Source organism: Cupriavidus sp. H39 (assembly GCF_050271075.1).
Classification (GTDB): Bacteria; Pseudomonadota; Gammaproteobacteria; order Burkholderiales; family Burkholderiaceae; genus Cupriavidus; species Cupriavidus necator_B.
Map to the genome: position 1 here is coordinate 1647701 of NZ_CP189848.1, position 18341 is coordinate 1666041.

Sequence of the window (18341 nt, forward strand, 5' to 3'; positions counted from 1 at the left end):
CGCGTAAGCTGCCGTGATACCTGCAGTCCACTCCAGAGCATGAGACTCCTTATCGTTGAAGACGACCCGATGCTGGGCGACGGCCTGCGCCGCGGCCTGCAGCTACTTGACTACGCGGTCGACTGGTTTCGCAACGGCGCGGACGCCGACCATGCGCTCGGCCTGGCCCACTACGATGCCGTGGTGCTGGACCTGGGCCTGCCGGGCGAGGACGGCATGACGCTGCTGGCGCGCTGGCGCGCGCGGGGCAGCCGCATCCCGGTGATCGTCCTGACCGCGCGCGACGCTATCGACAGCCGCATCGGCGGGCTCGATGCCGGTGCCGACGACTACCTGGTCAAGCCGGTCGCGCTCGATGAACTGGCCGCGCGGCTGCGCGCCGTCACGCGCCGCGCGGCGGGGATGTCCGCGCCGGTGTGGCAGCACGGCGCGCTGGCCTTCCATCCGGCCGCGCGCCAGGCGTACTGGCACGGCAAGCCGGTCGAGCTGACCAGCCGCGAAGCGATGCTGCTGGAACTGTTGCTGGCGCATCCCAACCGGCTGCTGACGCGCGAGGTGCTGCGCGACAAGCTGTATGACTGGCAGGGCGGGATCGAGAGCAATGCGCTGGAAGTCCACATCCACCACTTGCGCCGCAAGATCCATCCGAAGATCGTGCGCACCTTCCGCGGCGCCGGCTACACGCTGGGCGCGGCCGAGGACTGCACATGACGCTGCAGCGCAGGCTGGTGCTGGCGGTGCTGGTCGCCGCGCCGGTGGTATGGCTGCTGACCCTCGGCATGACCTACGTGCGCGCCCGGCACGAGATCAATGAGCTCTACGACACCGACATGGTGCGCATGGCGCTGCAGATGCATTCGGTGGTGCCGTTGGTGGACGTGGCCGCGGCGCCGTCGCGCACCCGGTTGCCGGAGCTGGTCGAGGGCGACCAGGGCGATGCCGGGCTGGGCGACCTCGCCATCGCGGCGTGGCTGCCCGATGGCAAGCCGCTGCATATCGATCCCGAGGGCGACCTGCTGCCACGCGCGCCAGGCGTCAAGGGGTTCACCGAGGTCATGATCAACCGCGAGCCGTGGCGCCTGTACTACCTCGACGATCCCGACACCGGCTGGCGCGTGTGCGTGGGCCAGCAGCTCGGCGAGCGCAATGAGCTGATCCTGTCCTACATTGCCGCGCAGGTGCTGCCGTGGACAGTGGGGCTGCCGCTGCTGATCGGGCTGCTGCTCTGGTTCATGCGGCGCGCGATGGCGCCGGTGCGGGCACTGTCGGCGGACATCGAAGGCCGCACCCCCGAAGACCGCCGCCCCCTCAGCCTGCAAGCCGTCCCCGGCGAGCTGGTGCCGCTGGTACATGCGATGAACCAGTTGCTGGCGCGGGTTTCGGACTCGCTGGAGCACGAACGGCGCCTGACCGCCGATGCCGCGCATGAAATGCGCACGCCGCTGGCGGCGCTCAAGGCGCAATGGGAGCTTGCGCAACGCTCTGCCGACGAAGCCGAGCGTGCCCAGGCGCGCGCCAACGTGGCCGCCGGCATCGATCGCATCAGCCGGCTGGTGTCGCAGCTGCTGACGCTGAGCCGGCTCGAGGACGCCGCCGGGCTGCCGTCGCGCCAGCCGGTCAACTGGGAGCCGGTGGCGCAGCAGGCGCTGTCCGACTGCCTCGCGCTGGCGCAGCAGAAGCAGGTCGACGTGGAGCTGGAATGGCCGCCGCCTGGCCAGGCGCCACTGCCGGTGGCGGGCGACCCCGGGCTGCTGTCGCTGCTGTTGCGCAACCTGCTCGACAACGCGATCCGCTACAGCCCGCCCGGCGCGCTGGTGCGGGTCGATTTCCGGCCCGACAGCATCACCGTGCGCGACCAGGGCCCCGGCGTCGCGCCGGAGTTGCTGGCGCGCCTGGGCGACCGCTTTTTCCGCGGCGGCCAGGGGCAGCGCGAGCAGGGCCACGGCCTGGGCATTTCCATTGCGCAACGCGTGGCGCGGCTGCACGGGCTGGAGATGGCGTTTGCCAACCGCACCGATGGCGCTGGCACGGGGCTGGCGGTGCGGCTGGCCCACGGCGGCTGAAAAGAAAACGCCCCGCACGGTTTCCCGTGCGGGGCGCGATGGCCATGGACTGGCCGCTCAGCGCTTGAGCTTGGCGAACGCCGCCGCCATGGCGCCCGCGGGCTCGGCCTCGCGCCGGCCGCCGCTGAAGCCCTTGCTGTTGCCAGGGCGCTGGCCGCCACGGTCGCCGCCGGCGCGCGCCGCAGCCTGGCCGGGCTCGTCGTCCAGCCGCATCGACAGGCCGATGCGGTTGCGCTTGACGTCGACTTCCATCACCTTGACCTTGACGATCTGGCCGGCCTTGACCACTTCATGCGCGTCCTTGACGAACTTGTTCGACAGCGCCGAGATATGGACCAGGCCATCCTGGTGCACGCCGATATCGACAAACGCGCCGAAGGCCGCCACGTTGGTGACCACGCCTTCCAGCACCATGCCGGGCTGCAGGTCCTTCACGTCCTCCACGCCGTCCTGGAAGGTCGCGGTCTTGAACTCGGGGCGCGGGTCGCGGCCCGGCTTTTCCAGTTCGGACAGGATGTCGCGCACGGTGGGCAGGCCGAACGAGTCGTCGGTGAATTTCTCGGGCGACAGGCCGCGCAGCGCCTCGCGGTTGCCCATCACATCGCGCAGGCCTTTCTTGACGTGGTCCAGGATGCGCTGCACCACCGGATACGCTTCCGGGTGCACCGACGAGCGGTCCAGCGGATTGTCGCCGTCGTTGATGCGCAGGAAACCCGCGGCCTGCTCGAAGGTCTTGTCGCCCAGGCGCGGCACCTGCTTGAGCGCAGCGCGGTTGGGGAAGGCGCCGTTGGCGTCGCGGAATTCGACGATATTGCGCGCCAGCACCGAGTTCAGCCCCGACACGCGCGCCAGCAGCGGCGCCGACGCGGTGTTGACGTCGACGCCCACGGCGTTGACGCAGTCCTCGACCACCGCGTCGAGCGCGCGCGCCAGTTCGCGCTGGTTGACGTCATGCTGGTACTGGCCCACGCCGATCGACTTGGGATCGATCTTGACCAGCTCCGCCAGCGGATCCTGCAGCCGCCGCGCAATCGACACCGCGCCGCGCAGCGACACATCGAGGTCCGGGAATTCCTTGGCCGCCAGTTCCGACGCCGAGTAGACCGAGGCGCCGGCCTCGCTGACCACGATCTTGGTCAGCTTCAGCTCGGGCATCTGCTTCATCAGGTCCTGCACCAGCTTGTCGGTCTCGCGGCTGGCGGTGCCGTTGCCGATCGATACCAGCGCCACGTTGTGCTGCCTGGCCAGGCGCGCCAGCGTGGCGAGCGAGCCGTTCCAGTCGCGGCGCGGCTCGTGCGGATAGATGGTGGCGGTCTCCAGCAGCTTGCCGGTGCTGTCCACCACCGCGATCTTGCAGCCGGTGCGGATGCCCGGGTCGACGCCCATTACCGACTTGGGACCGGCCGGCGCTGCCAGCAGCAGCTCATGCAGGTTGCGGCCGAACACCTTGATGGCCTCGCTCTCGGCGGTTTCGCGCAGCTGCGTCAGCAGTTCCGTTTCCAGGTGCGGCTGCACCTTGACGCGCCAGCACCAGCGGCACACGTCGCCCAGCCACTTGTCCGCCGGGCGGCCCAGCTGCTGGATGCCGACATGGCGCGCGATCATGCCTTCGCACGGGTGCGGCACCATGGCGTCCTGCTCTTCGCCGAGGCCCAGCTTGACCATCAGCACGCCGGCATTGCGGCCGCGGAACAGCGCCAGCGCCCGGTGCGACGGCACCGTGCGCAGGGTTTCGCTGTAGTTGTAGTAGTCGCGGAACTTCTCTTCTTCCGCGCCTTCCTTGCCTTCCATCACCGTGGAGGCCACCACGCCGTGGTTCCACAGGTGCTCGCGCAGCTTGCCCAGCAGTTCGGCGGTTTCGCCGAACTGCTCCGACAGGATGTCGCGCGCGCCGTCCAGCGCGGCCTTGACGTCGGGCACGCCGCCGTCGGCGGTGGGGTTGCCGTTGACGTACTTCGCCGCCTCGGCCTGCGGGTCGAGCGTGGGATCGGCCAGCAGGGCCAGCGCCAGCGGTTCCAGCCCGCATTCACGCGCGATCTGGGCGCGGGTGCGGCGCTTGGGCTTGTAGGGCAGGTAGAGGTCTTCCAGCGCCTGCTTGGTTTGCGCGCCCTCGATGACGGCCTGCAGCTCGGGCGTGAGCTTGCCTTGTTCCTCGATCGACGCCAGGATCGCGGCGCGGCGGTCTTCCATGTCGCGCAGGTACAGCAGGCGCTCTTCCAGGTTGCGCAGCTGCGTATCGTCGAGGTTGCCGGTCACTTCCTTGCGGTAGCGGGCGATGAAGGGGACGGTGGCGCCTTCATCGAGCAGCGCCACGGCCGCGGCCACCTGGCGGGGCTGCACGGACAGTTCAGCCGCGATGAGCGCGACGATCTTTTGCGAGACGGATGCGGGCAGGTTGGACATCTTGGAACGCAGCGTGGGACGCAGTCAGTCGAAAGCGGGGCATTTTGCCACAAGCGCGCGAGCGCTCGGCGCAGGCGGCGGGCGCGCCCGCGACGGGCGGCGTTGCGCGCACCTGCGCAGGGCTGCCGGGCGGGCCGGGGGGCGGCCCGGATGCTAGAATCCGGGCATGATCGCCAAGTCCCGCCCGGCCGCCGCCAAGGCCCCCCTCCTGGCCATGCCAACCTTCGCCAACGTGCCCGCATCTTTCCTGATCCGCTACAGCGCCATGGCCGCCGTGGTCGCCTGCGCCGTGCTCATGCCGCTGCATCAGGCCCAGGCCCAGGCGCCGGCGCCCGCCGCCAGTGCCGCGCCCGCTGCGGGGCGCGACTTTGCCGCCGAGCGCAAGGCCATCGGCGATTCGCGGGCGTGGACCAATTACCGCTTTGCTGCCGCCGAGCGCGAGTGCTACAGCAAGTTCTTCGTCACCCACTGCATCAACAACGCCAAGGAAATCCAGCGCGAAGAAACGCAGGTGCTGCGCAAGCGCGAACTGGAAGTGGGCGAGGCCGAGCGCGCCCACCGCGCCGCCGAGCGCGACCGGGAACAGGCCTTGCGCCGCGCCGAGTTCGAGGCCAGCCAGCCGCAGCGCGCGGCCAGCGAGCAGTCCAGCCGCGAGGCGTTCGAGAAGAAGCAGCAGGAACAGCAGTTGCGCGATGCGCAGCACCAGGCCGAGGCGCCGCAGCGCTCCGCCAACGCACAGGCCTATGAAAAAAAGCAGTCCGACTTCGATGCCCGCATGCAGGAGGCGCAGCAGAAGGGCGCGGAGCAGGCCCGCCAGCGCCAGGAGAACGTGAAGGCATACGACGCCAAGCAGCGCGACCTCGAGCAGCGCCAGAAGGCGCTGGAAGAGCGGCGCGCCAAGGCCAGGGAGCAGCAACAGGGCCCGGCGTCGGCGCCGCGTCCGTTTGGCTTCTGAGCCCCGGCACGGTGATGGCAGCGGAGGCATAGATGGACAGCAACCTGAATACCCTGGAACGCCGCATCATGGAGTTGCAGATCGAGCACCGCGATCTCGACTTCCTGATCGACCGGCTCGCCGGCGATGCGGTCCATGACGAATTGCAGCTGCGCCGGCTGAAAAAGCGCCGGCTCAAGCTGAAGGACGCCATCACGCTGCTGCAGCTGCAGCTCGAACCCGACGTGCCAGCCTGAGCGCCATCGCGCCCAGGCCCGCCGATCGCCGCCGGCAGCGCCCGGCGGCCCATACAACTTTCCTGCAGCCTTGTCCGATCTGATCGATTCCACCGACTTGCCCGATGACACCGGCGCGGACGCCGCCGCGGCGCCCACGCATGCCGCGCCGGCCGACGCCGGCGCCAGCCGCGGCGCCGAGCTCGCCACCATCTTTGCCGATACCGGCACGCTGGCCCAGGCCATTCCCGGCTACCGGCCGCGCGCGTCGCAGCACAAGATGGCCGAGGCCGTCGCCGACGCGATCGCGCAGAACGATTCCGTCATCGTCGAGGCCGGCACCGGCACCGGCAAGACCTACGCCTACCTGGTGCCCGCCATGCTGTGGGGCGGCAAGGTGATCCTGTCCACCGGCACCAAGAACCTGCAGGACCAGTTGTTCCTGCGCGATATCCCGACCGTGCGCCACGCGCTCAATGTGCCGGTGTCGGTGGCGCTGCTCAAGGGCCGCGCCAACTATGTCTGCCACTACCACCTGGAACGCGCGCAGGCCGGCGGCCGGCTGGCCTCGCGCCAGGATGCGGCGTGGCTGCGCGAGATCGGGCGCTTCATCAAGGAAACCGCCACCGGCGACAAGGCCGAACTGGCCGCGGTGCCTGAAAACGCCCCCGTGTGGCAGATGGTGACTTCCACGCGCGATAACTGCCTCGGCTCCGAATGCCCGCATTACAAGGACTGCTTTGTGATGCGCGCGCGCAAGGAAGCGCAGCAGGCCGACGTGGTGGTGGTCAACCACCACCTGTTCTTTGCCGACGTGGTGCTGCGCGACACCGGCATGGCTGAACTGCTGCCCACGGCCAATACCGTGATCTTCGACGAAGCGCACCAGTTGCCCGAGACCGCCACGCTGTTCTTCGGCGAGACGCTGTCGACCAGCCAGTTGCTGGAGATCGCGCGCGATACCGTGGCCGAAGGCCTGTCGCATGCGCGCGATGCGGTGGACTGGGTGGCGCTGGCGGCGCCGCTGGAGCGTGCCACGCGCGATCTGCGCCTGGCCTTCAGCAAGGACAACGCGCGCCTGGCGCTGGGCCAGATCGAAGCCGATCGCCGCATCGCCGAACCGTTCAACGAGACCCTCGATGCGCTGGACGCGGCGCTGTCAGACTTCGTCGCGATGCTCGAAAGCCAGGCCGAGCGTGCCGAATCGCTGCAGCAATGCCACCGCCGCGCGCTCGAGCTGGCCAACAAGCTGGCGGCATGGCGCGCCGATGCCGCGCCGGCGCCGGCGCCGCAGCCGCAAGGCGAGGGCGAGGGCGAGGACAGGGCCGCGCCGGCCGTCGCTGCCGGCCCCGAAACCGTGCGCTGGGTCGAGGTGTTCTCGCACACGGTGCAACTGCACCGCACGCCGCTGTCGATCGCGCCGATCTTCACGCGCCAGCGCGACGGCCAGCCGCGCGCATGGGTCTTCACCTCGGCCACGCTGTCGGTGAAGGGCAATTTCACCCACTACGCCGCGCAGCTGGGGCTGGACAAGGACCGCTCGCTGACGCTGCCCAGCCCGTTCGACTACGCGAAGCAGGGCCTGCTGTACGTGCCGCGCGAGATGCCCGCGCCGCAGTCGCCGCAGTTCACCGACGCCGTGGTGCAGGCGGGGCTGCCACTGATCGAGGCGGCCGGCGGGCGCACCTTCCTGCTGTGCACCACGCTGCGCGCGGTGCAGCGTGCCTCGGACCTGCTCTATGACGCCTTTGCCGAGCGCGGCCTGGACTTGCCCCTGCTGGTCCAGGGCCAGGCCAGCCGCACCGAGCTGCTGGACCGCTTCCGCGAACTGGGCAATGCGGTGCTGGTCGGCAGCCAGAGCTTCTGGGAAGGCGTGGACGTGCGCGGCGAGGCGCTGTCGCTGGTGATCATCGACAAGCTGCCGTTCGCGCCACCCGACGACCCGGTGCTGGCCGCGCGCATGGAAGTGCTGCAGAAGAAGGGCTTGAGCCCGTTCGCGGTCCACCAGCTGCCGCATGCGGTGATCACGCTCAAGCAGGGGGCGGGGCGGCTGATCCGCTCGGAATCGGACCGTGGCGTGCTGGCGATCTTCGACACGCGCCTGGTCGAGAAGCCTTACGGGCGCCAGATCTGGCAGAGCCTGCCGCCGTTCACGCGCACGCGCGAGGCGGCCACGGTGGTGCGCTTCCTCGAGTCGCTGCGCGGACCGGCCAAGGCGGCCGCTGAGACGCCGGCCGAAACCGGTGCCGAGGATTCGGCCGCCAACTGATCGCCACGCGCCACGGCAAAAGAAAAACGGGACGGTCATCCGACACGTCCCGTTTTTTATGGCCGCTGGCGTTGCGGCGTCAGAACACTTCCCACCAGGACTTGTCCTTGCGGCGTGCGCCGTACTTGATGAAGTCGCTTTCGGGGAAATTCTTCTCCATCACGCGGGCGGTGTCGTCGCGCAGGTCCTTCATGCCCAGCGCGTCATAGGAGCGGATCATGATGTACAGCGCCTCTTCGTTGGCCGGTGCCCCGTCGTAGTCCTTCAGCGACTGCTGGGCACGGTTGACGGCCGCGAGGTAGGCGCCGCGCCGGAAGTAGTAGCGCGCGGCATGCACTTCATGCTGGGCCAGCGAATTGACGATGTACTGCATGCGCAGCGTGGCGTCCGGCGTGTACTTGCTGTCCGGGTAGCGCGTGATCAGCGTATGGAAGGCATCGTAGGCGGCACGCGCGGCCTTGGGGTCGCGCTCGCTCAGGTCCTGCCCCGAGAAGCGGCCCAGCCAGCCGAGGTTGTCGTTGAAGTTGATCAGCCCCTTCAGGTAGTAGACGTAATCGATGTTGGGGTGGTTCGGGTGCAGCTGGATGAAGCGGTCCACCGCCGCCAGCGCCGCTGCGGTTTCGCCATCCTTGTAGTTGGCGTAGGCGGTATCGATCTGCGCCTGCTGCGCGTAGCGGCCGAACGGATAGCGGCCTTCGAGCTTTTCATACAGCTTGACGGCGCGGGTGTAGTCGCCGCCATCGAGGGCATCCTTGGCTTCCGAATATAATTTGTTGGCCGACCAGCCGGCGGTCTCGTCGGGCTGGTCCGCGAGCAGGCCGCATGCAGACAGCATGACGCAGCCGCCTGCGAGCAGAACCGCTCCTATTGTCGTGCGCCAGCGCGCGCGTTTCATGCTCTGCAATTGCATGGGCAATCGTATCCCGGATGAAGAAAAATAGCGTCAAGCATTATAGCCCAAGCCCCCAGACCAACCCGGAAGCCGGAGAAGGCGTGGGAGGACTGCCACCCGAACGGGTGCGCGCCGCCGCGGCGGTGGCCGATTTCGAGGACAACCCGGAGGCATTCGACGACGCCGTCGAGGCGCCCGCCGCCAGTGCCGAGCCGGCCGTGACCCTGTCGCTGGAGGTCGACAGCGCCTCGCACGGCGAGCGTCTCGACAAATTGCTGGCGCGTCACTTCAGCGAGTTTTCGCGCAGCCGCCTGCAGCAGTGGATCGAAAGCGGCGCGGTGCGCGTCGACGGCCAGGTGCGCCGTCCGCGCGACGCGGTGCAGATGGGCAACCGCATCGAGATCCAGCCGCAGGCCGCGCCGGAATCGTCCGCGTTCGCGCCCGAGGACGTGCCGCTCGACGTAGTCTATGAGGACGACACGCTGCTGGTGATCGACAAGCCCGCCGGGCTGGTGGTGCATCCGGCCGCCGGCAATTGGAGCGGCACCGTGCTGAACGGCCTGCTGCACCGCTACCCCGGTGCCGGGTCGCTGCCGCGCGCGGGCATCGTGCACCGGCTCGACAAGGAAACCTCGGGGCTGATGGTGGTGGCGCGCACGCTGACCGCGCAGACCGACCTGGTGCGTCAGCTGCAGGCGCGCACCGTCAAGCGCACCTATATCGCGCTGGTGTGGGGCCGCACCTACGACGAAGGCACCATCGACGCGCCCATCGGCCGCGACCCGCGCGAGCGCACGCGCATGGCGATCGTGCATACCGCCAGCGGCAAGCCGTCGCGCACGCATTTCCGCACGCTGGCCACGGTGCCGCTCGGGCGTGGCTTCGTGTCGATGGTGATGTGCAAGCTCGAGACCGGCCGCACCCACCAGATCCGCGTGCATTTCGAATCCATCGGCCATCCGCTGGTGGGCGACCCGGTCTATTTCCGCGCCACCCAGCGCGGCCAGCGTCCCGCGATCCGCGTGCCGCTGCCGGTGCCCTATGCGCGCCAGGCGCTGCATGCCTACCAGCTCGGCCTGGTGCATCCCGCAACCGGCAAGCACATGTCATGGACCGCGCAGCCGCCCGCAGACCTGCAGGCGCTGATCGATGCGCTGGACTTTGAAAGCGCGCAGGCTGATGACGAGGACGAGGCCTGGGACGAAGTGTGGGAAGGCGGCGAAGCGCACTGGGAATACGCTGGCGATGACGATGACGAAGACGGTGATGCCGATGAGCGCGACGCCTGATCCTGCGTGGCTGGTCCCCGACTGGCCGGCGCCGGCGCGCGTGCGCGCGCTGTCGACCACGCGCCAGGGCGGTGTCAGCCAGGCACCGTACGGGCTTGCCGGCGGCATGCCGGGCGGCCTGAACCTCGGCACCCACGTTGGCGACGATCCGGCCGATGTGGCGCGCAACCGCGCGCGGCTGGCCGCGTGCCTGCCGTCGATGCCGCAATGGCTGGAACAAGTGCATGGCTGCGCCGTCGCCACCGTCGACCATGTGGCGGCAGCGACCGACGCCGTGCCGCAGGCCGATGCGAGCCTGGCGCTGGCGCCGGGCCACGTCTGCGCCGTGATGACGGCCGATTGCCTGCCGGTGCTGCTGTGCGATGCGCAGGGCACGGTGGTGGGCGCCGCGCATGCCGGCTGGCGCGGCCTCTGCAACGGCGTGATCGAGGCCACGCTGGCGCGGATGCAGGCAGCCGCCGGCGGCGCTGCCATGCGCTGGCTGGCGTGGCTCGGACCGGCGATCGGCCCCGAGGCCTTCGAGGTGGGCGCCGAAGTGCGCGAAGCCTTTCTCGCGCAGGCACGACCGGACGAACAGGCCGCGGTTGCCGCAGCGTTCCGTGGCGGGGCCGGAGGCAAGTACCTTGCCGACCTTTATGCGCTGGCACGCACGCGGCTGGCCCGCGCGGGCTGTGTCGACGTTCACGGCGGCGATGCCTGCACCGTTGCCGATGCCGACCGCTTCTACTCCTACCGGCGCGACGGTGTGACCGGGCGCATGGCCAGCCTGGTCTGGCTGGCCGACTGAGCGCGGCTGCCTTATTCGTCCGCGCCCTTCGTCGCCTCGCTGGCCGTGTCACCCGTCGCCTGCGCCCGTTCGGCTTCGGCCTTGCGCCGGCGCCGGCCCGGCGTGCCCATGATGTAGAGCACCAGCGCGACCGGCGCGACCCCATACATCACGAAGGTGGCGACGCCCGCCACCACGTTGTGCTCGGTGATCGCCATCATCAGCGCCACGTAGAGCCAGCCAATGGCCACGATGTACATCAGAATTTCATCCTTCTCGCCTATGCTCGATGGCCTCGGCAGGTGCGTGCGCTGCATACCGTCCGGTAGGTCGGGCGGCGTGCCACGCCGGGGCGGATATCCGCATTGACAGCGTGCGCGTTGCAAGGCAACAATGGCCTCGAATGTCTCGGAATCGCTAACGATTCCCAGGTTTTTCCGGCAAGCATAACGCATGGCGCTGGCGGCCGAGGACTCGTGCCCGCCGGATGTCGCCGGATATGCCGCCGGATAATGGGGAGCCGCTATCGGAATGGATGCAAGCCCTGGCCGCGCATGACCTGGCCCGGGTTCCAGGCCAGTTCCAGGGCAGATGTGCCGGCCGACCCTCCCGCATGCGGGGGACTGGAGCCGGGTCCATTCGGATAGCATCTCCCCATCCAGAGTGCCGGCCAGGGCAATGCCCCGAGCCGGTTCGAATAGTGACGGCAGAGAGACAAACTTGATCATGGCGACCGGCAAAGGTGCGGCAGCTTCCACGCAGGAAGGCAAGTCCCAACCACCCAAGTTCACGCCGGGGCCATTCGATCCAGCCACATGGCTGGAATGGTCCCGCCAGTGGCAGGGCACTGAAGGCAACGGCCATGCGGCCGCATCGGGCATGATGTCCGGCATCCCCGGACTCGATTCGCTGGCAGGCGTCAAGATCGCGCCGACGCAGCTGGCCGACATCCAGCAGCGCTACATGAAGGACTTCGCGGCGCTGTGGCAAGCGCTGGCCGAGGGCAAGCCCGATGGCACCGGCCCACTTCACGATCGTCGCTTTGCCGGCGATGCGTGGCGCAACAACGTGCCGTACCGTTACGCTGCCGCCTTCTACCTGCTCAACGCGCGCGCGCTGACCGAACTTGCCGACGCTGTCGAAGCCGATGCCAAGACGCGCCAGCGCATCCGCTTTGCGATCTCGCAGTGGGTCGATGCGATGTCGCCCGCCAACTTCCTCGCCACCAATCCGGAAGCGCAGCGCCTGCTGATCGAATCGGGCGGTGAATCGTTGCGCGCCGGCGTGCGCAACATGATGGAAGACCTGACGCGCGGCAAGATCTCGCAGACCGACGAGACCGCCTTTGAAGTGGGCCGCAATGTCGCGGTGACCGAAGGCGCGGTGGTCTACGAGAACGAATACTTCCAGCTGCTGCAGTACAAGCCGCTCACCGCCAAGGTCCACGCGCGGCCGCTGCTGATGGTGCCGCCTTGCATCAACAAGTACTACATCCTTGACCTGCAGCCGGAAAGCTCGCTGGTGCGGCATACGGTGGAGCAGGGCCATACGGTGTTTCTGGTGTCGTGGCGCAATCCCGATGCCAGCATGGCCTCGCGCACGTGGGACGACTACATCGAGAACGCGGCCATCCGCGCCATCGAAGTCGCGCGCGACATCAGCGGCCAGGACCAGATCAACGTGCTGGGCTTCTGCGTCGGCGGCACCATCATTTCCACGGCGCTGGCGGTGCTGGCCGCGCGTGGCGAGCATCCGGCGGCCAGCCTGACGCTGCTGACCACGCTGCTGGACTTTGCCGACACCGGCATCCTCGATGTCTTCGTCGACGAGGGCCATGTGCAGCTGCGCGAGGCCACGCTCGGCGGCGGTGCCGGCGCGCCGTGCGCGCTGCTGCGCGGGCTCGAGCTGGCCAACACCTTCTCGTTCCTGCGCCCGAACGACTTGGTCTGGAACTATGTGGTCGACAACTACCTGAAGGGCAACACCCCGGTGCCGTTCGACCTGCTGTTCTGGAACGGCGACGCGACCAACCTGCCGGGGCCGTGGTACTGCTGGTACCTGCGCCATACTTACCTGCAGAACGAGCTGAAGGTGCCCGGCAAGCTGACCGTATGCAATGCGCCGGTGGACCTCGGCAGCATCGACGTGCCGACCTATCTCTACGGCTCGCGCGAGGACCATATCGTGCCGTGGACCGCGGCCTATGCCTCGACCGCGCTGCTGAAGAACCAGCTGCGCTTCGTGCTGGGCGCGTCCGGCCATATTGCCGGCGTGATCAATCCGCCGGCGAAGAAAAAGCGCAGCCACTGGACCAATGACGCGTTGCCGGCGTCGCCGCAGCAATGGCTGGCCGGCGCCACCGAGCACCACGGCAGCTGGTGGCCGGACTGGTCGGCATGGCTGGCCGGCCATGCCGGCGCCAAGCGAGCCGCGCCTGCGGAGTACGGCAACGCGCGCTATCCTGCGATCGAACCCGCGCCTGGGCGATACGTGAAAGCCAAGGCTTGATCCCCGCATGTCCCGCCGGCGCGCGCCCTGCGCGAGGCGCCGGCGGGCTTGCGGGTCCCTGTTTCCATTGAGAGGACTACACCATGACTGACGTTGTCATCGTATCCGCGGCCCGTACCGCGGTTGGCAAATTTGGCGGCTCGCTGGCGAAGATCCCGGCGCCGGAACTGGGTGCCTTGGTCATCAAGGCCGCGCTCGAGCGTGCCGGCATCCAGCCGGACCAGGTCAGCGAAGTGATCATGGGCCAGGTGCTGACCGCCGGCTCGGGCCAGAACCCGGCGCGCCAGGCCTCGATCAAGGCCGGCCTGCCGGCCATGGTCCCGGCCATGACCATCAACAAGGTGTGCGGCTCAGGCCTGAAGGCCGTGATGTTGGCGGCCAACGCCATCATGGCCGGCGACGCCGAGATCGTGGTGGCCGGCGGGCAGGAGAACATGAGCGCCGCGCCGCACGTGCTGCCGGGCTCGCGCGACGGCTTCCGCATGGGCGATGCCAAGCTGGTCGACACCATGATCGTCGACGGCCTGTGGGACGTGTACAACCAGTACCACATGGGCATCACCGCCGAGAACGTGGCCAAGGAATACGGCATCACGCGCGAGGCGCAGGATGAATTCGCGGTGGGCTCGCAGAACAAGGCGGAAGCCGCGCAGAAGGCCGGCAAGTTCGATGAAGAGATCGTGCCGGTGCTGATCCCGCAGCGCAAGGGCGACCCGGTGGCGTTTAAGACCGACGAGTTCGTGCGGCAGGGCGCCACGCTGGACAGCATGTCCGGCCTCAAGCCGGCCTTCGACAAGACCGGCTCGGTGACCGCGGCCAACGCTTCGGGCCTGAACGACGGCGCCGCGGCGGTGGTGGTGATGTCGGCCGCCAAGGCCAAGGAGCTGGGCCTGACCCCGCTGGCCACCATCAAGAGCTACGCCAACGCCGGCGTGGACCCGAAGGTGATGGGCATGGGCCCGGTGCCGGCGTCCAAGCGCGCCCTGTCGCGCGCGGGCTGGACCCCGCAGGACCTGGACCTGATGGAAATCAACGAGGCCTTCGCCGCGCAGGCGCTGGCCGTGCACCAGCAAATGGGCTGGGATACCGCCAAGGTCAACGTCAACGGCGGCGCCATCGCCATCGGCCACCCGATCGGCGCGTCGGGCTGCCGTATCCTGGTGACGCTGCTGCACGAAATGAAGCGTCGCGATGCCAAGAAGGGCCTGGCGTCGCTGTGCATCGGCGGCGGCATGGGCGTGGCGCTGGCGGTCGAGCGCAATTAAGGGGTGTGCCGGGCTGCGCATCGCGCGCGCCCGGCATCAAATAACGAAAAGCCAATCAAGGAGTGGACATGACTCAGCGCATTGCGTATGTGACCGGCGGCATGGGTGGTATCGGGACTGCCATTTGCCAGCGGCTGGCCAAGGATGGCTTTCGCGTGGTGGCCGGCTGCGGCCCCAATTCGCCGCGCCGTGAAAAGTGGCTGGAGCAGCAGAAGGCCCTGGGCTTCGATTTCGTGGCGTCGGAAGGCAACGTGGCTGACTGGGACTCGACCAAGGCGGCATTCGACAAGGTCAAGGCCGAGGTCGGCGAGGTCGATGTGCTGATCAACAACGCCGGCATCACCCGCGACGTGGTGTTCCGCAAGATGACCCGCGCCGACTGGGACGCGGTGATCGACACCAACCTGACCTCGCTGTTCAATGTCACCAAGCAGGTGATCGACGGCATGGCCGACCGCGGCTGGGGCCGGATCGTCAATATCTCGTCGGTGAACGGGCAGAAGGGCCAGTTCGGCCAGACCAACTACTCCACCGCCAAGGCCGGCCTGCACGGCTTTACCATGGCGCTGGCGCAGGAGGTGGCGACCAAGGGGGTGACGGTGAACACCGTTTCGCCGGGCTACATCGCCACGGACATGGTCAAGGCCATCCGCCAGGATGTGCTCGACAAGATCATCGGCACGATCCCGGTGAAGCGCCTCGGCGAGCCGGAAGAGATCGCCTCGATCTGCGCCTGGCTGTCGTCGGACGAGTCCGGCTTCTCGACCGGCGCCGACTTCTCGCTCAACGGCGGCCTGCACATGGGCTGACCTGGCACTCTCAGCCAGCCGCGCCGGCAGCCGCGTTTTGCAGTGCAGCCAGCGCGGCGCACAAGGCGGCGTGCCTCGGGTTTCGCCGCCGGTTACGCGGGCCGTCATGGCCCGCGAGTCATTTCCAGGCGGGCGGTATTCAGCGGGCGGTGTCCCGGTTCACCGGGTTTTCCTTAAGTCCAGTCGCTTTTCTTAGTGCTTTGTTGGGCATAGAATCAGGGCAGCGGCGCAGCCAGCACCATAGTCGTGCAGCATGGCCCTCGCGGGGGCGAGACGGCAGGCCGCGGCGCGCAGCACATGCGCGAACAGCTGCAAGAGGGCCGGCACGAGCACGGCAGATGGCGCGGGCGGTACCGATTTGCGCACTGCACCCCATGCGGTGCAGCAGCGCGCAAACAGCGACGACACAAGGACAGAGCACCGATGGCCACGACCAAAAAAGGCGCAGAGCGACTGATCAAAAAGTATCCCAATCGCAGGCTCTACGATACCCAGACCAGCACCTATATCACCCTGGCCGACGTCAAGCAGCTGGTGATGGATACCGAGGACTTCAAGGTCGTCGATGCCAAATCCGGTGACGACCTGACGCGCAGCATTCTGCTGCAGATCATCCTGGAGGAAGAGACCGGCGGCGTGCCGATGTTCTCCAGCGCCATGCTGTCGCAGATCATCCGCTTCTACGGCCATGCCATGCAGGGCATGATGGGCACCTACCTGGAAAAGAACATCCAGGCCTTCATCGACATCCAGAACAAGCTGGCCGAGAACTCCAAGGGCCTGTACTCCGGCGAAGCCTTCAGCCCGGACATGTGGTCGCAATTCATGAACATGCAGGGCCCGATGATGCAGGGCATGATGAGCAACTACATCGAGCAGAGCAAGAACCTGTTCGTGCAGATGCAGGAGCAGATGCAGAACCAGGCCAAGAACATGTTCGGCACCTTCCCGTTCAACCAGCAGGACAAAAAGTAACAGGCCGCGGCGGCGGGCAAGGTGCCCGCCATACCCTGTCCGCAACGGCTAGCCTGCGCTCGCATGCAGCCGTATGCCCAGCGCTCGCATCACCTTCCAGATCGTCCCGAACTCCGGATTGCCTTCGCCCGACAGCGAACGGTAAAGGCTTTCACGCGAGAGGCCGGTTTCACGCGCCAGCCGCGTCATGCCGCGGGCGCGTGCGACCACGCCAAGCGCGTAGGCAATGAACCGGTCGTCGTCTCCCGCTTCGGCCAGGCAGGCGTCCAGGTAGGCGGCAATTTCCTGCTCGTTCCGAAGTTGTGCGGCGGAGTCCCAGGGGCGGGTGGTTTCTTTCATAGCTCACTCCAGATCCAGGTGTGCCGCGAGGTGGCGTGCCCTGTCGATATCAGCCTGCTGGGTCGACTTGTCGCCTCCGCAGAGAAGAATGACAAGGAGCTTGCCGTGTTTCTGAAAATAGATGCGGTAGCCGGGGCCGTGATCCACGCGCATTTCACTGATACCACCGTCCAGGGCCTTCACGTCTCCGGAACTGCCGTTCAGCATGCGGTCGATTCGGACCTGAATGCGAATCCTGGCGGTGTTGTCGCGCAGGGCCGAGTACCAGCGGTCGAACGTTCGGGTTGTGCGGATACTGAGCATACCACACCGTAGCCGTTGGGCTACAATGCCGGAATCGCCGATCCCCGAAAAACAGGCCAATCCCAAAGCAGGTAGAATGCGCGCTTTGCCCCGTCCGGGGCCCTGTCATACGCAACTCTCTCAGCGGCGGCTCAGTTTGGGACTCGCCATATCTGCGCGGCGTCCCATGTCCCAAGTTTTCCAGTTTCCTTGCCACGCGCCGCTGCCTGCGGCGCGCGCCTTGTCATGAGCCGGCTGTTCCTGGCCCCGATGGAGGGGCTTGCCGACTATGTCCTGCGCGACGTCCTGACCGATACCGGCGGCTACGACGGTTGCGTGTCGGAGTTCGTGCGCGTGACGGGCTCGCTGCTTCCGGCGCGGGTCTACGAGCGCGACACCCCGGAGATCCTGTCCGGCGGCTATACCCGCAGCGGCACGCCGATGGTGATCCAGCTGCTGGGCAGCGATCCCGAGTGGCTCGCGCGCAATGCCACCTACGCCGCCTCCTTGTCGCCGCATGGCATCGACCTGAACTTCGGCTGTCCCGCCAAGGTCGTCAACCGGCATGGCGGGGGCGCGATGCTGCTGACCAATCCTGCGCTGCTGAACCGGATCGTCGCGTCAGTGCGCGCCGCGGTGCCGGCCGATATCCCCGTGACGGCAAAGATGCGGCTGGGCGTCTCGGATACCGCGCTCGCCATCGACTGCGCTACCGCGCTGGCCGAAGGCGGCGCGGCCTCGCTGGTGGTGCATGCCCGCACGCGCGACCACGGCTACCGGCCGCCGGCCCACTGGGACTGGATCGCACGGATAGCCGCAGCGGTGGACATCCCTGTGATTGCCAATGGCGAAGTCTGGACGGTGGCGGACTGGGCCCGCTGCCGCGAGGTCAGCGGTTGTGCCGATGTCATGATCGGGCGCGGTGCCGTGTCCGACCCGTTCCTGGCGTTGCGCATCCGCGGCCTGATGGACAGCACGCCGTCCGGCGAAGAATGGTCGCTGGTATTGCGCCAGATCGCGACGTACCTGAAGAAGCTGCATGCCCGCATCGCGTCCTGCCATGAGCACGGCCGCGTGAAGCTCTGGCTCAGCTACCTCAAGCGCACCTGGCCGCAGGCCGGCGAACTGCATGCCGCGATCCGCCGCATGCAGGATTCGCTGGAGATCGAGCAGGTGCTGCGCAGCCAGCCTGGCGTGGCGGCGTTGGCGGAGTGACGTAGACGTTACCGCGACCGTCTTTCCCGATGTCGTGAGTCAGGCGCCGGCAAACGCCTGCAAACGGGTAAAATGCGCGATTCGCTTTTCGCCTGG

Annotated in this window: 17 protein-coding genes; 12 read left to right on the forward strand and 5 right to left on the reverse strand. The window is 67.9% G+C overall.

Annotated features, from left to right (window positions below; all coding sequences use genetic code 11):
- Nucleotides 1-39 precede the first annotated feature (39 nt).
- Together ACOCMH_RS23105 and ACOCMH_RS23110 are read left to right on the forward strand one after the other, a co-directional pair.
- Nucleotides 40-711 carry a response regulator gene (locus ACOCMH_RS23105; protein ID WP_427313183.1) on the forward strand — a complete coding sequence of 224 codons (672 nt, stop codon included), beginning with the start codon at nt 40-42 and terminating at the stop codon, nt 709-711.
- Nucleotides 708-2063 carry an ATP-binding protein gene (locus ACOCMH_RS23110; RefSeq protein WP_427313184.1) on the forward strand — a complete coding sequence of 452 codons (1356 nt, stop codon included), beginning with the start codon at nt 708-710 and terminating at the stop codon, nt 2061-2063. The genes ACOCMH_RS23105 and ACOCMH_RS23110 overlap by 4 nt, the downstream gene beginning before the upstream one ends.
- Before the next feature lie 57 nt (nt 2064-2120).
- Here ACOCMH_RS23110 and ACOCMH_RS23115 read toward each other — a convergent pair whose 3' ends face one another.
- Nucleotides 2121-4466: a Tex family protein gene (locus ACOCMH_RS23115; protein ID WP_427313185.1), complete on the reverse strand. Its 2346-nt coding sequence runs from the start codon at nt 4464-4466 to the stop codon at nt 2121-2123.
- 166 nt (nt 4467-4632) lie between these two features.
- Here ACOCMH_RS23115 and ACOCMH_RS23120 point away from each other — a divergent pair, with 166 nt between their 5' ends.
- The 3 genes from ACOCMH_RS23120 to ACOCMH_RS23130 all read left to right on the forward strand — a co-directional run bounded on the left by ACOCMH_RS23120 (nt 4633) and on the right by ACOCMH_RS23130 (nt 7905).
- The gene (locus ACOCMH_RS23120) at nt 4633-5421 is read left to right on the forward strand and encodes a hypothetical protein (protein WP_427313186.1); all 789 of its coding nucleotides are present in this window, start codon (nt 4633-4635) and stop codon (nt 5419-5421) included.
- Nucleotides 5422-5453: 32 nt separating this feature from the next.
- Nucleotides 5454-5657 carry a DUF465 domain-containing protein gene (locus tag ACOCMH_RS23125; RefSeq protein WP_114135277.1) on the forward strand — a complete coding sequence of 68 codons (204 nt, stop codon included), beginning with the start codon at nt 5454-5456 and terminating at the stop codon, nt 5655-5657.
- 70 nt (nt 5658-5727) lie between these two features.
- Nucleotides 5728-7905 (forward strand): ATP-dependent DNA helicase, encoded by a 2178-nt coding sequence (locus tag ACOCMH_RS23130; RefSeq protein WP_427313187.1) that lies wholly within the window; start codon nt 5728-5730, stop codon nt 7903-7905.
- Nucleotides 7906-7984: 79 nt separating this feature from the next.
- On the opposite strand, the gene ACOCMH_RS23135 is transcribed toward ACOCMH_RS23130, so the two are convergent.
- Nucleotides 7985-8815, reverse strand: a complete 831-nt coding sequence (locus ACOCMH_RS23135; RefSeq protein WP_427313188.1) for an outer membrane protein assembly factor BamD — start codon at nt 8813-8815, stop codon at nt 7985-7987.
- A 17-nt stretch (nt 8816-8832) separates the two neighbouring features.
- Between ACOCMH_RS23135 and ACOCMH_RS23140 the strand changes: the two genes are divergently transcribed.
- The gene (locus tag ACOCMH_RS23140) at nt 8833-10086 is read left to right on the forward strand and encodes an RluA family pseudouridine synthase (protein WP_427313189.1); all 1254 of its coding nucleotides are present in this window, start codon (nt 8833-8835) and stop codon (nt 10084-10086) included.
- Nucleotides 10070-10873 carry a peptidoglycan editing factor PgeF gene (pgeF, locus tag ACOCMH_RS23145; protein ID WP_427313343.1) on the forward strand — a complete coding sequence of 268 codons (804 nt, stop codon included), beginning with the start codon at nt 10070-10072 and terminating at the stop codon, nt 10871-10873. The genes ACOCMH_RS23140 and pgeF overlap by 17 nt, the downstream gene beginning before the upstream one ends.
- Nucleotides 10874-10884: 11 nt before the next feature.
- On the opposite strand, the gene ACOCMH_RS23150 is transcribed toward pgeF, so the two are convergent.
- The gene (locus ACOCMH_RS23150; protein WP_427313190.1) at nt 10885-11112 is read right to left on the reverse strand and encodes a hypothetical protein; all 228 of its coding nucleotides are present in this window, start codon (nt 11110-11112) and stop codon (nt 10885-10887) included.
- A gap of 466 nt (nt 11113-11578) precedes the next feature.
- Here ACOCMH_RS23150 and phaC point away from each other — a divergent pair, with 466 nt between their 5' ends.
- The 4 genes from phaC (at nt 11579) to phaR (ending at nt 16409) form a co-directional block, all read left to right on the forward strand.
- On the forward strand, nt 11579-13360 hold the full coding sequence (gene phaC / locus ACOCMH_RS23155) for a class I poly(R)-hydroxyalkanoic acid synthase (protein WP_427313191.1): 1782 nt from the start codon (nt 11579-11581) through the stop codon (nt 13358-13360).
- Between the two features lie 83 nt (nt 13361-13443).
- The gene (locus ACOCMH_RS23160; protein ID WP_427313192.1) at nt 13444-14625 is read left to right on the forward strand and encodes an acetyl-CoA C-acetyltransferase; all 1182 of its coding nucleotides are present in this window, start codon (nt 13444-13446) and stop codon (nt 14623-14625) included.
- 68 nt (nt 14626-14693) lie between these two features.
- The gene (locus ACOCMH_RS23165; RefSeq protein ID WP_427313193.1) at nt 14694-15434 is read left to right on the forward strand and encodes a 3-ketoacyl-ACP reductase; all 741 of its coding nucleotides are present in this window, start codon (nt 14694-14696) and stop codon (nt 15432-15434) included.
- Between the two features lie 423 nt (nt 15435-15857).
- Entirely contained in the window at nt 15858-16409 is a 552-nt protein-coding gene (phaR, locus tag ACOCMH_RS23170; RefSeq protein ID WP_427313194.1) for a polyhydroxyalkanoate synthesis repressor PhaR, read from the forward strand.
- 48 nt (nt 16410-16457) lie between these two features.
- Here phaR and ACOCMH_RS23175 read toward each other — a convergent pair whose 3' ends face one another.
- The gene (locus ACOCMH_RS23175) at nt 16458-16748 is read right to left on the reverse strand and encodes an addiction module antidote protein (RefSeq protein ID WP_427313195.1); all 291 of its coding nucleotides are present in this window, start codon (nt 16746-16748) and stop codon (nt 16458-16460) included.
- Nucleotides 16749-16751: 3 nt separating this feature from the next.
- Nucleotides 16752-17051: a type II toxin-antitoxin system RelE/ParE family toxin gene (locus tag ACOCMH_RS23180; protein WP_427313196.1), complete on the reverse strand. Its 300-nt coding sequence runs from the start codon at nt 17049-17051 to the stop codon at nt 16752-16754.
- A gap of 225 nt (nt 17052-17276) precedes the next feature.
- On the opposite strand from ACOCMH_RS23180, the gene ACOCMH_RS23185 reads away from it, so the two are divergent.
- A complete protein-coding gene (locus ACOCMH_RS23185) occupies nt 17277-18245 on the forward strand; it encodes a tRNA dihydrouridine synthase (RefSeq protein ID WP_427313197.1) in 969 nt (322 codons plus the stop codon).
- Nucleotides 18246-18341 lie beyond the last annotated feature (96 nt).

Excerpts from the sequence above, each read along its gene's own strand:
- ACOCMH_RS23165 (WP_427313193.1), top strand. The coding sequence starts at position 14,694 with ATGACTCAGCGCATTGCGTATGTGACCGGCGGCATGGGTGGTATCGGG.
- ACOCMH_RS23110 (WP_427313184.1), top strand. The coding sequence starts at position 708 with ATGACGCTGCAGCGCAGGCTGGTGCTGGCGGTGCTGGTCGCCGCGCCG.
- phaC (WP_427313191.1), top strand. The coding sequence starts at position 11,579 with ATGGCGACCGGCAAAGGTGCGGCAGCTTCCACGCAGGAAGGCAAGTCC.
- ACOCMH_RS23105 (WP_427313183.1), top strand. The coding sequence starts at position 40 with ATGAGACTCCTTATCGTTGAAGACGACCCGATGCTGGGCGACGGCCTG.
- ACOCMH_RS23120 (WP_427313186.1), top strand. The coding sequence starts at position 4,633 with ATGATCGCCAAGTCCCGCCCGGCCGCCGCCAAGGCCCCCCTCCTGGCC.
- ACOCMH_RS23115 (WP_427313185.1), bottom strand. The coding sequence starts at position 4,466 with ATGTCCAACCTGCCCGCATCCGTCTCGCAAAAGATCGTCGCGCTCATC.
- ACOCMH_RS23175 (WP_427313195.1), bottom strand. The coding sequence starts at position 16,748 with ATGAAAGAAACCACCCGCCCCTGGGACTCCGCCGCACAACTTCGGAAC.
- ACOCMH_RS23160 (WP_427313192.1), top strand. The coding sequence starts at position 13,444 with ATGACTGACGTTGTCATCGTATCCGCGGCCCGTACCGCGGTTGGCAAA.
- ACOCMH_RS23140 (WP_427313189.1), top strand. The coding sequence starts at position 8,833 with ATGAAGAAAAATAGCGTCAAGCATTATAGCCCAAGCCCCCAGACCAAC.
- ACOCMH_RS23135 (WP_427313188.1), bottom strand. The coding sequence starts at position 8,815 with ATGCAATTGCAGAGCATGAAACGCGCGCGCTGGCGCACGACAATAGGA.
- ACOCMH_RS23125 (WP_114135277.1), top strand. The coding sequence starts at position 5,454 with ATGGACAGCAACCTGAATACCCTGGAACGCCGCATCATGGAGTTGCAG.
- pgeF (WP_427313343.1), top strand. The coding sequence starts at position 10,070 with ATGAGCGCGACGCCTGATCCTGCGTGGCTGGTCCCCGACTGGCCGGCG.
- phaR (WP_427313194.1), top strand. The coding sequence starts at position 15,858 with ATGGCCACGACCAAAAAAGGCGCAGAGCGACTGATCAAAAAGTATCCC.
- ACOCMH_RS23180 (WP_427313196.1), bottom strand. The coding sequence starts at position 17,051 with ATGCTCAGTATCCGCACAACCCGAACGTTCGACCGCTGGTACTCGGCC.
- ACOCMH_RS23150 (WP_427313190.1), bottom strand. The coding sequence starts at position 11,112 with ATGTACATCGTGGCCATTGGCTGGCTCTACGTGGCGCTGATGATGGCG.
- ACOCMH_RS23185 (WP_427313197.1), top strand. The coding sequence starts at position 17,277 with ATGAGCCGGCTGTTCCTGGCCCCGATGGAGGGGCTTGCCGACTATGTC.